The following is a 13,196-nucleotide window of genomic DNA, read 5'->3' as shown; positions in this document are numbered from 1 at the left end:
GGCGGCAACCCCTGGCCAGAGTGCCCGTACCTAGGTACGGGTGTTCTCGTGCACCCAGAGCGCGTACGCCGGGTCGCCGCTGTCCACCCGGGTGACCAGGATCTCGGGCACCTCGTAGGGATGGTTGGCCCGGATCTGGCCGACCAGCGCGGTGGCCCGGTCCGGGGCGGTCTTGAACTGCACCGACCATTCGGTGCTGGTCTCCACCCCGGCCCGCCACCAGTACGTGCTGTCGACCTGGCCGCCGACCTGGGCGCAGGCGGCCAGCCGCCCGGCCACCGCGGCAGCCGCCATCAGGTCCGCGACGGAGCGCGAGTCCACCACCGTCGTCACCACGCAGATCTGGTCCACCTGCGCACCCTACGTGGGATCGGCGGCGAACCGGTCGACCGTCACGGTGCGTTCATCCAGCGGTCACGCCGTCCCGGTTGGCGGCGATCCACCTGTCGATCCGGTCCCACCAGTCGAAGAGCCAGTCGATCCGCTCCTGCCGGCCGGTCGGGACGTCCTCGGGCGGCACCGACCAGAACCGCATCACGATCCGTTTGTCCATGGGCAGCTCCCGCCACACGTCGGCGACGGTGAGCATCCGGTCCAGGCCGGTGTGCGCCACGAAGATCACGCCGGCCTCGGGTGCGGCGTCCAGGGCGGCGAGCACCCCGCCGGGCTGCGGGGCGAGCACGTGCTGCATCCGCTCGGCGCGCACCGCCATCCGCTCCAGCCCGAGCGCGCGGAGCCGGTCGATGGCCCGTACGCGTCGGCCGGGGGTGAAGTTGCCGCCCTCCGGGAAGATCACGAAGGCGTCGTCGTCGTCCAGTCCGGTGGCGAGGTGGCCGATCTGCCGGACCGCCGCGTCCCGGCCGTCACCGGCGGCGATGAACCGGTTGGGCAGGCGGTTGAGCAGCACGTCGATCGCCGGGTCCCACTGGAGCGCCTCCTTGAGCACGATCCGGGGCTCCCGCCGGAACCAGTTGACCAGGGAGTGGATCAGGATGAACGAGTCACCCGGGCCGGCGTGCCGGCAGAGCACGAGCTCCGGCCGGCCCGGCAGGGCGGTGTCCGGGTCGGTGCCGACCACGTCGATGCTCAGCCGCAGCGTCCACCGGGCCTGCCAGAACAGCACCCGCAGGAACCAGCCGGCGAGCACGTAGTGTGCCCGCTGGAAGGACGGCGTGCGCTTCCACCGGCCGAATCCGGAGGCCAGCCACAGCACGAAGAGGGCGACCAGTGCGGCGGCGTCCCAGACCAGGTAGACGCACCCGATCCAGAGCAGCCGCAGCGGGCGCAACCGGCCCGGCACGAACGGCGACGCGGCCAGCGCGAGCAGCGCCCAGACCGGCACCGTGGTCAGCACCGTGACCGCGAGCAGGATCACCCCGGGTGCGAACAACAGCCGGCGTACCCACCGAGGGGGCAGCGGCATCAGCGGTCCAGGCTCGCCAGGTAGTGCCGGGAGGCGGTGTAGGCGCGGCTGATCCGCCGACCCACCGCCGCCATGTCCCGGTACGCCCACGGGCTGTCGTCGCGTGGTTCCAGCCCGCCGGTCGGCAGCACGTGCACCTGCACCCCCTCGGGCAGGGCCGCCATCTCCCGGGCGAACCGGTGCCGGCGGGCGATCTCGAATGCGACCTGGGCGATCTCCCACGGTCGGCGGGGCGGCGTCAGCTCCCGCTCGATCCGCCCCACCTGGAGGACGAAGATCTGCGTCGCGCCGACCGCGACCGCCTCGCCGATCGGGATGGAGTTGACGATCCCGCCGTCAATGTAATGCTGGCCGTCGATCTGTGCCGGCGGCAGCAGCCCCGGTACGGAGGCGGAGGCGAGCACCGCCGGCACCAGCGGTCCGGTGTGGAACCAGTGTTCGGCGGCCCGCTCGATGTTGGCCGCGCAGCAGCGGAACGGCACCTTCAGGTCGGCGAAGGTGGTGTCCGCGCCCAGCTCCCCCTCCAGCAGCTTGCGCAGCGGCCGGGGCGAGTGCAGGTGGGTACGGGCGGCGAAGCGGCGCAGTTGCCGGGCGACCGAGTCGCCGTACACCTCGCTCGCCTCCGGGGACGCCCACAGCCGGACCAGCCGGTCGGTGACCGCCTCGGACGGGTCGGCGGCGACCAACGCGCCGTTGACCGCGCCGATCGAGGTGCCGAGGACGACGTCGGGGCGGATCCGGGCCCGGAACAGGGCACGCAGCATGCCCACCTCGACCGCGCCGAGCACTCCCCCGCCGCCGAGCACGAACGCCACCGGACCGCCACTCATGTCGTTCATCCTGGCACGCCACCGCCCGTGCCTGCGGCGCAGCCGCTGGTCACCGGCGTCGATCGGGAACCGGTGGCGGTGGGCGAAACCGCCACTGCGGAGGGTCACCGGACAAATGGACAACCGTTGACAGGGGGGACACATTCGCGCAACCTGACACCACCCCGAACCCCAGGCAGGTGCGAACACTGATGGCAGCCCTGAACGCCGGTAGGTTGCTGGCCCGCAGGTACCGGCTCCTCGACAGGATCGGGGCCGGCGGGATGTCGGTGATCTGGCGGGCCCGCGACGAGGTGCTGGACCGGGTCGTCGCGGTCAAGGTGCTCGCGCCGTCGCTGGCCGCCGACGCCCGCTTCCGGGACATGGTCCGCGAGGAGGCCCGGTCGGCCGCCCAACTGGTCCACCCGCACGTGACCGCGGTGCACGACTACGGCGAGGCGCTCGCCCCGGACGGCGAGATCACCTCGTTCGTGGTGATGGAGCTGCTCACCGGCGAGGAGCTGGAGCACCGGCTGAGCGAGGGTCCGCTGCCCTGGCCGGAGGCGGTCGAGGTGGGCGCCCAGGTCGCCGAGGCGTTGGCGGCGGCGCACCGGCTGGGCATCGTGCACCGGGACATCACCCCGGCGAACGTGATGATGACCCGGGTCGGGGCGAAGGTGCTCGACTTCGGCATCGCCACCCAGGTCGGCACCCCCGACGACGACGAGGACGGGGGCACCTTCGGCACCCCGGCGTACGTGGCCCCGGAACGCCTGGACGGGGCACCGGCCCAGCCGTCGACCGACGTCTACTCCCTGGGCGTACTGCTCTACGAGACGCTGACCGGCCATCCGCCGTACCCGGCGGAGACCTGGGAACAGCTCGCCGACGCGATCGTCGACGAGACACCGCCGTCGCTGGACGGCGTACCGGGGCTGCCTCCGGTGGTGGTGGACGTCTGCCTGCGCTGCCTGGCCCGGGACCCGCACGAGCGGCCGACCGCGCACCAGGTCGCCACCGCGCTGCGGGACCAGCTGCTGCCCGGTGATCCGCAGGCGGCCACCATGCTCTCCCCCACGGTCACCCTGCCCGCACTGGCCGGCACGCCGGGCGCGGCGTCGGGCGTCGGCGCGGCGGGCGGCGGCGGCGCGGCGTCGGGCGTGGGCGCAGTGGCCGGCGTCGGTGCGGCTTCCGGCGTCGGCGCGGGTCCTGGCGGTGCGGCCGGCACCGGCATCCCGGGGGCCGAGCTGGCCGGGGCGGGGTCCGGCGACCGGTCCCCCGCAGGCGGACCGCCGGGCCCCGGCGCGGCGGACGGCCGGCACACCGCCTACGGCGCGGCGAACAACGGCGCGGGTGGCGCAGGTGGCACGGCCAACGGTGGCGCAGGTGGCGGCGGCACGGGGAACGGTCGTGCGGCGACCGGGCCCGACGAGCCGGAGCCGGAGCTGCCGCCGTCGCGGCGGCCGTTGGTGGCGGTGGGCGCGCTGGTGGTGTTCACCGTCGCGGCGGTCCTCCTGCTCGCCCCGCTGCTGGAGCCGGGGACCCACACCACCCCGCCGGTCGCCCGGCAGACCGAGGCCCCGGCGACGGAGCCGTCGCCGCCGCGCACCCAGCCACCGGCGGACCCCACCGCGCAGCCGGCGCCCCGGCGGGCCACCACGACGCCCACACCGCCCCGCCCACAGCCCACCACCACCCCCGACGGCGGGCAGGGCGGCGGCGGGTTGACCGAGGCGGCCGACCGGATGCGTCAGCTGATCGACGACGGGGTCCGCACCGGCGAGGTCCGCGAGGACGTCGGCCTGGACCTGCGTAACGTGCTCGCCAACCTGACCCGGTCCGCCGCCGAGGGCCAGGCCGACGTGCCCGCGCAGGCGACCGCGCTCCGTGAGAAGGTCACCCGCCGGATCGACGAGGGTGGCATCACCGCGGCGTACGGCCGGCAACTCGAAGCCGCCGCCCGGAAACTGGCCGCGACCGCCGTCTGACGCCCTACGCCGGCACCGGAACCACCGTCCGCTGCACCGCCCCGCACCCCGCTCAGCGGGTACGCAGTGCGACGGGCCGGCGCACGGGCGGGGCCACGCCGAGTGCCACGGCCCGGTAGATCGCCTCGTAGCCGCGCGCCATCCGCCCGGTGGAGAAGTTGTCGGCCACGTGGGCGGTGCAGGCCGCCGGGTCGAGCCGGACCACCTCGCGCAGGGCCGCCGGCAGCTCCTCGGCCCGGTCGCGGACCAGTCCGGTCACCCCGTCGACCACCACCTCCGGCACCGCGCCCCGGCGTAGCGCCACCACCGGTGTGCCGGTCGCCATGGCCTCCACCATCACCATGCCGAACGGTTCCTCCCACTGGATCGGCATGATCAGGCAGCGGGCGTCGACCAGTAACCGCAGGGTCGCCTCCCGGTCGGCGTTCATGATCACGTCGACGTCGTCGCCCAGCATCGGCTGGACCACCTCGGCGAAGTAGTGGCGCTCGGCCGGCTCGTTGCACTTGCCGGCCAGGGTGAGCGGCAGGCCGGCCGCCCGGCAGGCCCGGATCGCCGTGTCGGGGCCCTTGTCCGGGCTGAACCGGGCCAGCCAGAGCACCGGGCCCCGGCCGGGTTGCCGCTTGGTCGGCACGTCCCGGGCGTTGAGGGCGTTGTGCACCGTGCCGACCCAGGGCAGGCCGGGGTTGGCCCGCCGTTGGGCGTGGGAGATCGCCACCAGGCCCACCCCGTGGTCGGTGTCGCTGAGCACCGCGCCGTACTCGCCGACCGGGTTGCCGTGCACGGTCGCCACGGTGGGCACCGCACGCCGGCCGGCGACCAGCGGCCCGATCGTGGTGTGGTCGTGGATCACGTCGAAGTCGGCGGCAGAGATCAACTGGTTGGCCCGCGCCAGGTGGGCGAGCTCCGGCAGCGACTCACCGAGCCGGTCGTACTGCACCTCGTCGATGGTGGAGACGAAGTCGGCGGCGGTGCCGTGCTGCCGGCCCGCGCCGAAGAGGGTCACCTGGTGGCCGTGGCTGGCCAGCATGTCGACCAGCCCGTGCACCACCTGCTCCAGCCCGCCGTACCCGGGCGGCGGCACCGACAGCCAGGGCGGAACGAGCATCGCGATCCGCAGTGGCGGCCCGGACGGTGGGCGTTCCGACGGACGGTGGGTCACGGCCACGAATCCTCCCCCGTTGTCCCGCTACGGAACCTCGTCCCGACCCGGGATCGGCGGCGATTTCCCGCTGGCCGGACAACCAAACGCACCCCGGTCGGGTGGGGCCCGACCGGGGTGCGTACGGCGGCGGGCGGTGGAGCCAACCCCCTTGGCTCCGCCGCCCGCCGCCCGGAGGAGGTAGGTCTGAGGACTATGACGTCTCGGCGAGCGTCACGGTTGCAGTCGCCTCCGTACCATTTCGCTTGTAGGTCACCTGGACCCGGTCGCCGACCTTGCCGGCCTGCACCGCGCCGACCAGATCGTTGGAGTCGTTGATCACCTTGTCGCCGAACCTGGTGATCACGTCGCCCCGCTGGATGCCGGCCTTCTCGGCGGCGCTGCCCCCGGTGACGGCGGCCACCAGGGCCCCGCCGTCCTCGGCCGCGTTGACGCTGACGCCGAGGGACGGGTGGCTGACCTTCTCACCCCGCTGGAGCTTCTCGGCGACGTTCTTGGCCTTGTTGCTCGGGATGGCGAAGCCGACCCCGATGTTGCCGGTGCTGCCCTGCCCGGCGGTGGCGATGGCGGTGTTGATGCCGATCACCTCGCCCCGGGTGTTGACCAGCGCGCCGCCGGAGTTGCCCGGGTTGATCGGGGCGTCGGTCTGGAGCAGGCCGGAGATCGAGCTGGCGCCACCCTGCGGGGCCTGCTGCGGGCTGTCGCCGCTGCCGGCCTGGATGGTGCGGTCCCGGGCGCTGAGGATGCCGGCCGTCACCGAACCCTGCAGACCGAGCGGGCTGCCCAGGGCGAGCACCTGGTCGCCCACCTGCATGGCGTCGCTGTCGCCGAACTTCGCCGCCTTGAGGTTGTCCAGGCCGCTGGTCTTGACCACCGCGAGGTCGGTCTTCGGGTCGGTGCCGCGGATCTCGGCGGGGGCGGACTGGCCGTTGGCGAACACCACCCGGACGGTCTTGCCGGAGGCGGACGCGACCACGTGGTTGTTGGTCAGCACGAAACCGTCGGAGCTGAGGACCACGCCCGATCCCTCGCCGCTGTCGGTCATGATCGAGACCACGCTGTCCTGCACCGAGGCGGCGATCTTCGGCAGGTCGGCGCTGTTGATCACGGGGGCGGCCGAGTAGTTGCGGGTGATGCCGCCCCCGTCGCCGTCGACCGCCAGGGCGAGCGCCCCGCCGGCCACGCCCGAACCGAGCATCAGGGCGAAGACCGCCACCCCCGCGCCGACGAACTTGGCCACCCTGCCGGCCTGCGGCGCCGGGCCGGACGCCCACGGCGGGGCCGGCTGGCCGGGCTGCTGCGGCCCGCCGGGGCCGGGCTGACCCGGGTAGCCGGCGGACGGCTGCCCCGGGTAACCCCCGGACGACTGCGCGCCGGGCTGGCCGGGGTAACCGGCACCCGGCTGACCGCCGACGGCGGAACCGGGATAACCGGCGGACTGCGCCGCCGCGCCCGGCTGGCCGGGGCGGTGCTGGCCGGGGTAGCCGCCGGCCCAGCCGGACTGGTGCTGGCCAGGCTGCGGGTAACCGGCCGACGGGTACTGCCCCGCCTGCGGGTAGCCGGTGGACGCCGGATAGCCGGGCCGGTACGCCTGGTCACCGGAGGCCGCCGCAGGCTGGTACGACGACTGCGGGTACGCGCTCGCGGCGGGCGGCGCGTACGGCGACGACGGTGGCGCGTACGACGATCCGGGGTGGTGGGATGTGCCGGCCGGCGCCCCCGCGGTGCCGGCGGCGGTGGTGCCAGGGGAGGCGGTGCCGCCCGGAGAGGCGGTGGTGTCGGACTCGCCGCGCTCGACGCGGGACGGCTCGGCGGAGGGGTGCGACGGCTCGGCGTCGGTGGCAGCCGGCCGACGCTGCGGGTCGGTCTCGAACTCGGTCATGCCACTAGTTTTCCCTGTGCCACTGTCACCAGCCTGGAATCCCCCTGGAAGTTTTCTGAAAGCCACTCCCGGCCCGGAGTGGGATCACTCACCGTCACCGCCGGACTCGGACAGCAGCGGCAGCCGGACCCGGAAGGTCGCCCCGCCGCCGGGCGTCTCGGCCACCTCCACCGTGCCCTGGTGCGCGGTGACCAGGGCGGCGACGATGGCCAGCCCCAGCCCGGTGCTGGTGATCCCGCTGGCCCGGCGGGTCCGGGCCGCGTCGGCCCGGTAGAACCGCTCGAAGACCCGCTCGGCCTGCTCCGGGGCGAGCCCCGGCCCGGTGTCGGCCACCTCCACCACGGCCAGGTTCCCGGCCTCGGAACGCAGTCGCAGGGTCACCGACGCCTCCGGCGGGGTGTGGGTCAGCGCGTTGGTCATCAGGTTGCCGATCACCTGCCGCAGCCGGGCGTCGTCGGCGTGCACCACCAGCGGGCCGGAGCCCGACGCGATCTCCAGCTCGATGCGCCGTTGCGGAGCGACCACCCGGGCCGCCTCGACCGCGTCGGAGGCGAGCACCGGTAGCTCCACCGGGGCCAGCGACAGCGGTCGTTCCCGGTCCAGCCGGGCGAGCAGCAGCAGGTCCTCCACCAGCAGCCCCATCCGGGCCGCCTCGTCCTCGATGCGGCGCAGCAGGTCGGCGGTCTGCTCCGGGGCGCGGGCGGCGCCCTGCCGGTACAGCTCGGCGAAGCCCCGGATGGTGGTCAGCGGGGTACGCAGTTCGTGCGAGGCGTCCGCGACGAACTGCCGCATCCGCTCCTCCGACCGGCGGGCGCGGGCCTCCGACGCCAGCGCGGCGTGCGCCGCGTCCCGGGCGCCGGCCTCGGCCGTACGGGCGGCCATCTCCGAGGCGGCGCGGGCGGTGAAGGCGGCCTCGATCTGGGCCAGCATCGCGTTCAACGCCCGGGAGAGCCGGCCCAGCTCGGAGGTGGCGCACTCCTGCCCCTCCTCGGGGTCGGGCACCCGGCGGGTGAGGTCGCCGCCGGCGATCGCCGCCGCCGTCCGTTCGATCTCCACGAGCGGTTTCAGGCTGGTCCGCACGATGGCCGCGCCGATCGAGGCGAGCAGGATCAGCACCGCCCCGCCGACCAGCATGTCTATCCAGATCAGCCGCTTGACGGCCAGGTCGACGTCGGTGAGGTGCTGCCCGACGGCGAGGACCCGGCCGTCGGACAGCTCCCGGTAGAGCATCCGCCACCGTTCCCGGCCGTCCTGGGACCGGACCGTGAACGGTTCGCCCTCGTCAGCCCGGAACCCGGGCAGGTCCGCCGGCACCGGGGGAAGGTCGTCCGGTTCGAGCGCCGGGTCGTACCCGATGAACCGGGAGGTGTCCTCGTCGGCGAGCGCGACGACGTAGTCGGTGGGCAGCGCGGCCCTGACCCGTCCGCTCTCCAGGTTGGGCAGCTCCCGGCCGACCTGGACGCTTGCCGACTGCAACTCCCCGTCGACCTGCCCGATCAGGTACTCGCGCAGGAAGTACGTGGTCAGCGAGCTGATCACCACGAGGGCGACGGCCACCAGGGTGAGGACCGCCGCGACCAGCTTGACCCGCAGCGGAACGCTCCGGATCCGCCCTTTCGCCTCGTCGAGCGGGCTCACGCCGCCGGCTTGCGCAGGACGTAGCCCACGCCGCGCAGGGTGTGGATCAGGCGGGGCTGGGTGTTGTCGACCTTGCGGCGCAGATAGGAGATGTAGGACTCGACGATGTTGTCGTCGCCCCGGAAGTCGTAGTTCCACACGTGGTCGAGGATCTGCGCCTTGGACAGCACCCGGTTGGCGTTGAGCATCAGGTAACGCAGCAGCTTGAACTCGGTCGGCGAGAGCTGCACCCGCTGGCCGGCCCGGTGTACCTCGTGGGTCTCCTCGTCCAGCTCCAGGTCGGCGAAGGTGAGCCGGGACGGGGCCTGCTCACCGGTCGCGGTGCGTCGCAGCACCGCCCGGATGCGGGCGGTCAGCTCCTCCAGGCTGAACGGCTTGGTGACGTAGTCGTCGCCGCCCAGGGTGAGCCCCCGGATCTTGTCGTCGGTGGCGTCCCGGGCGGTCAGGAACACCACCGGGGTACGCGTGCCGCCCTCCCGGAGCATCCGGATGACCTCGAAGCCGTCCAGGTCGGGCAGCATCACGTCGAGCACCACCAGGTCGGGGCGGTGGTCCTTGGCCGCGTGCAGGGCCGCGCTGCCGCTGGTGGCGGTCGCCACGTCGAACCCCGCGAAGCGGAGGCTGGCGGAGAGCAGTTCGAGGATGTTGGGGTCGTCCTCGACGACGAGCAGTCGCGCCTCAGTCTGGGTAGCGGCCATGCTGGCCATCATCCGTGATGTCGCTGCGCCAGTGCTGGACGGTTCCTGCAAAATCCCTGTGAAGCCGCCAGCCCGGCCCGGACGGCCGCCACCCCGGCCCGGTTGGTCAGCGCAGCAGCCGGCGCAGCCCGTCCAACGCGCCGTCGAGGACCCGGATCGCGGTACGCAGCTGGACGTCGCTGAGCCGCCCGGCCCGGACCAGCGAGCCGACCTCGACGGTGAACTCGGCCAGCCGCTTGTCGAAATCGGCCAGCAGGGGGGACTCCCCCGGGGCCGCCGGGCGGGGCGTCGGGGCGGGTGCCGGCAGGTCCCAGCGGGCCTGCCGGGTCGCCTCGCGCAGCTCGCGCTTGAGGTCGCGCACCGAGCCGCGTACCTCGGTCTGGATCTCCCCGGCCAACGCGGACAGGTCCTCCACCGAGGCGGTGATGTCGGATTCCAGGGTGGTCACCTCGGCGGCGCGCTGGCGTAGCTCGGCCCGGCCGGCCTCGGTGATCTCGTAGACCTTGCGGCCACCGGCGGCGGTGTGGGTGACCAGGCCGTCGGCCTCCAGCCGCTGCAGCCGGGGATAGATGGTGCCGGCGCTGGGCGCGTACAGGCCGAGGAAACGCTCCTCCAGCAGCCGGATCAGCTCGTAGCCGTGCTTGGGGCCGTCGTCGAGCAGCCGGAGCAGATAGAGGCGCAGCCGCCCGTGACTGAACACGGCGGTCACGGCAGCTCCTCCTGGTCGGCGTCCACCGGCCGGGCGAGCAGCGCGATGCTGCCGGACGTCGCGGACGCCCAGAGCTTACCCTCGCCCGCCCCGAGCACCCCGTGGCTGTCCTTGACCGGGCCGACCCCGACGCCGCCGCCGACCTGCGGGAAGCCGCTGGTGATCCGCCCGGAGGTGGTGTGCAGGTGGACGGAGAGGTCGCTGTCCTCGCGGACCCGGACGGTGATCGGCCCGGAGATGGTGGTGAGTCGGATCTCGCTGCGCCGGGGGTTGTCCAGGTCGCAGGTGATCGCCCCGGAGACGGTGTTGGCGTGCACCCGGCCGGCCGCGCTCTCGGCGAGGGTCACCTCGCCGGAGACCGTGTCGAGGGTCAGCTCACCGGTGACCCCGAGGGCCTCGACCGGGCCGGAGACGATCCGCGCGTTGGTACGCCCGGCCAGGCCCATCAGGGTGACCTGCCCGGAGGTGACGTTCACGGTGGTGTCGTTGACCAGCCCGGAGGCGACCAGCGACCCGCTGATCAGGTGCAGGTCGGCCAGGATGTCGGCCGGGACGGCGATGGACACCTCGGCGCGGAACCGGCGACCGAGCTGCCCGAGCCACCAGAGCACCCCGGGCCAGCGGGGGTGGCGCTCGTGGCCGACCCGGAGCACCCCGTCGCGGTGCTCGACGATGACGGGTCGGCTGCTGATCCGGGTGACGTCGACCCGGACCGGACCGTCGGTGCCGACCACGTTGAGCCGCCCGGTGATCAGCCGGACGTCGAGCCGGGTGACCGGCTCCTCGATGGTGATTCGTTGTGGTTTGTCGACCGTCCAGCTGGCCATGACGCCTCCCTCGGGTGGGTCGCGGCCGGTAGCCGCGTCACTTCACGAGGAGAGCGTAACGCGATACATCGCGATAGGACAAGACTGTCGCGAGTCGCGAACCCGTCCCTCTCCACCTCCCGTCGCGAACCCTCCCGCGCCCCCTTTCTCCCGCGTCGCGAACCCTCCCCCTTCCCCCGGTCGGGCCGGCAGTCAGCACCCCCTCCCGACCCCGCCGGTCAGGCGGCCAGGCCGAGCCTCTCCCCGACCGCCGACTCAGGCACGGACGACCCGACCAGGGGCACGGGCGCGAGGGTGGGACGGCCGGCGGGCGGACGGGGCGGGAGCAGGTGCACGGCCGACTCGGCGGCCCGGGCCAGCAGCCGACGGTCCGCGCCGGGGGCCGGGTGCAGGGCGGCGGTCACCGCGACGTGCACCACCAGGTCCCGGGCGGCCAGCACCCGACGCACCGAGCGCCACAGGGTCTCGTCACCGAGGAAGGCGGCGGCGGTGGTCGTCGCCCCGGTGGCAGCAGAGCGGTAGCTGATCCGCAGCGGCACCACGGGGACCCGGGCGTCGATCGCCGCCTGGAAGACCGCCGGCCGGAATCCCCGGGACGGTCGGCAGCCGGCCGAGGGAGCGACGCCGCACCAGGTCGTACCCTCGGGGAAGACCGCGACCGGGTGACCGGCCCGCAGCGTCGCCGCGAGCCGGTCCACCGTGCGGGGCAGGTCCCGGGGTCGCGACCGGTCCACGAAGAGTGCGCCCCCGGCGCGGGCCAGCAGCCCGAGCAGCGGCCAGTTCCGCACCTCCCGCTTGGCCAGCAGCCGGGCCGGAGCGACCGTCAGCACCGCGAGGATGTCCAGCCAGGAGACGTGGTTGGCGACCAGCAGCGCCCGCCGCCGGGGCAGCCGCCCGCGTACCGCCAGCCGCACCCCGAGCGCACCGGCGGTCCACCGGGCCCAGCCCCGCAGTGCCGCCGCCCGCCCCGCCGTCGGCAGCACCGGCAGCAGTACGACCAGGACGGCCCCGACCAGCAGCATCCCGAGCACGCCCAGCAGTCGGGCCACCTGCCGCCCGGGCGACACCTCCACCCGCCGCGCCCCCGGCAGGCAGTCCGGGCCGCAGCCGGCGGTCGGCCGCCACAGTTCGGCGCTCACCGTGCCGCCCCGCCCAGGAAGTGCCGCAGGTAGCGCGGGTTCATCCGGTCGAGTGCGAACAGCACGTAGAAGTCGGCGCAGCGGAAGTCGGGGTCGTACGCCGGCTCCCCGGCAATCCACGCGCCCAGCCGCAGGTAGCCGCGCAGCAGCGGCGGGACCAGTGCCCGCCCGGCGGAGTCCCCGGTGGCGGTCTCCGCCGCCGCCGCGCCCGGCTCGGCGAACCAGGGCCGCAGCGGGCGGACCCGCAGCAGCGGCGGGGCCAGGTGACCGGCGCGGCCCAGCGCCCACGCCTGCGCGGCGGCCCGGCCACCGTCGTCGACCGGCACCGAGGCGCAGCCGCCCAGCCAGTTGGAGCCGCGCAGGTGCAGGTAGCGGGTCAGCCCGGCCCACATCAGGTTGATCACCGCGCCGGAGCGGTGGTCCGGGTGGACGCAGGAACGCCCGGTCTCGACCAGCAGGTCACGCAGCGGGTCCAGCGCGGTCAGGTCGAACTCCCCGGCGGCGTACCGACGTTCGGTGCGGCCCGGTGGCAGCAGCCGGTAGGTGCCGACCACCGCGCCGGTGCGCTCCTCACGGACGATCAGGTGGTCGCAGTGGGCGTCGAGGTCGTCGGTGTCCAGTCCGGCGGCATCCGGACGCAGGGTCGCGCCGAGTTCGGTGGCGAACACCTCGTGGCGCAGGCGTTGCGCTGCCGCGACCTGGGTCGGGTCGTCGGCGATCAGCAGGGTGTATCCACTGGTCGTCAGGGGTGCGCCAGCGGCATGCAGAACAGCCATGGGACCTGTGTAGGTGCCCCGGGTGGCCGGGCCCCCGCCTGACGGGTGTCGATCCGGTGAACGCCGGTCGGCGGGCCGGCCCCGCAGTGACCTGCGGGGCGCCGGGCCGGCCCGGGTGCCGGTCGGCAGTCGGGTGGGCCCCGGG

Annotated in this window: 12 protein-coding genes; 1 reads left to right on the top strand and 11 read right to left on the bottom strand. The window is 74.3% G+C overall.

What is annotated here, in order from left to right:
• Positions 1-30: 30 nt before the first annotated feature.
• Genes cutA through AB0B63_RS05690 form a run of 3 tightly spaced genes read right to left on the bottom strand, consistent with a single transcriptional unit; the run spans position 31 to position 2,253 of the window.
• Complete coding sequence (gene cutA, locus AB0B63_RS05700) at positions 31-351, bottom strand: divalent-cation tolerance protein CutA (RefSeq protein ID WP_208568358.1); 321 nt, start codon at positions 349-351, stop codon at positions 31-33.
• Between the two features lie 52 nt (positions 352-403).
• Complete coding sequence (locus AB0B63_RS05695; RefSeq protein WP_357014855.1) at positions 404-1,423, bottom strand: 1-acyl-sn-glycerol-3-phosphate acyltransferase; 1,020 nt, start codon at positions 1,421-1,423, stop codon at positions 404-406.
• Complete coding sequence (locus AB0B63_RS05690) at positions 1,423-2,253, bottom strand: patatin-like phospholipase family protein (protein WP_357015161.1); 831 nt, start codon at positions 2,251-2,253, stop codon at positions 1,423-1,425. Before AB0B63_RS05690 ends, AB0B63_RS05695 begins: the two co-directional genes overlap by 1 nt.
• A 191-nt stretch (positions 2,254-2,444) precedes the next feature.
• On the opposite strand from AB0B63_RS05690, the gene AB0B63_RS05685 reads away from it, so the two are divergent.
• The gene (locus AB0B63_RS05685; protein WP_357014852.1) at positions 2,445-4,220 is read left to right on the top strand and encodes a serine/threonine-protein kinase; all 1,776 of its coding nucleotides are present in this window, start codon (positions 2,445-2,447) and stop codon (positions 4,218-4,220) included.
• A 52-nt stretch (positions 4,221-4,272) separates the two neighbouring features.
• Here the strand turns inward: AB0B63_RS05685 and AB0B63_RS05680 are convergent, their stop codons facing one another.
• The 8 genes from AB0B63_RS05680 to AB0B63_RS05645 form a co-directional block, all read right to left on the bottom strand.
• Positions 4,273-5,328 (bottom strand): glycosyltransferase family 4 protein, encoded by a 1,056-nt coding sequence (locus tag AB0B63_RS05680; RefSeq protein ID WP_357015159.1) that lies wholly within the window; start codon positions 5,326-5,328, stop codon positions 4,273-4,275.
• 247 nt (positions 5,329-5,575) lie between these two features.
• The gene (locus AB0B63_RS05675) at positions 5,576-7,264 is read right to left on the bottom strand and encodes a trypsin-like peptidase domain-containing protein (protein ID WP_357014850.1); all 1,689 of its coding nucleotides are present in this window, start codon (positions 7,262-7,264) and stop codon (positions 5,576-5,578) included.
• An 84-nt stretch (positions 7,265-7,348) separates the two neighbouring features.
• Positions 7,349-8,902 (bottom strand): HAMP domain-containing sensor histidine kinase, encoded by a 1,554-nt coding sequence (locus AB0B63_RS05670; protein WP_357014847.1) that lies wholly within the window; start codon positions 8,900-8,902, stop codon positions 7,349-7,351.
• Positions 8,899-9,600 (bottom strand): response regulator transcription factor, encoded by a 702-nt coding sequence (locus AB0B63_RS05665; RefSeq protein ID WP_091068807.1) that lies wholly within the window; start codon positions 9,598-9,600, stop codon positions 8,899-8,901. Before AB0B63_RS05665 ends, AB0B63_RS05670 begins: the two co-directional genes overlap by 4 nt.
• 106 nt (positions 9,601-9,706) lie before the next feature.
• Entirely contained in the window at positions 9,707-10,309 is a 603-nt protein-coding gene (locus tag AB0B63_RS05660) for a PadR family transcriptional regulator (protein WP_208568353.1), read from the bottom strand.
• Complete coding sequence (locus AB0B63_RS05655; RefSeq protein ID WP_357014844.1) at positions 10,306-11,136, bottom strand: DUF4097 family beta strand repeat-containing protein; 831 nt, start codon at positions 11,134-11,136, stop codon at positions 10,306-10,308. The genes AB0B63_RS05660 and AB0B63_RS05655 overlap by 4 nt, the downstream gene beginning before the upstream one ends.
• 218 nt (positions 11,137-11,354) lie before the next feature.
• Positions 11,355-12,275, bottom strand: a complete 921-nt coding sequence (locus AB0B63_RS05650; RefSeq protein ID WP_357014841.1) for a lysophospholipid acyltransferase family protein — start codon at positions 12,273-12,275, stop codon at positions 11,355-11,357.
• Positions 12,272-13,051: a GNAT family N-acyltransferase gene (locus AB0B63_RS05645; RefSeq protein WP_208568350.1), complete on the bottom strand. Its 780-nt coding sequence runs from the start codon at positions 13,049-13,051 to the stop codon at positions 12,272-12,274. The genes AB0B63_RS05650 and AB0B63_RS05645 overlap by 4 nt, the downstream gene beginning before the upstream one ends.
• Between the last annotated feature and the right edge of the window lie 145 nt (positions 13,052-13,196).

Origin of the sequence: Micromonospora sp. NPDC049081, from assembly GCF_040648835.1 — a bacterium.
GTDB classification, from domain to species: domain Bacteria; phylum Actinomycetota; class Actinomycetes; order Mycobacteriales; family Micromonosporaceae; genus Micromonospora; species Micromonospora antibiotica.
This window is presented reverse-complemented; position numbering and strand designations above follow the sequence as displayed.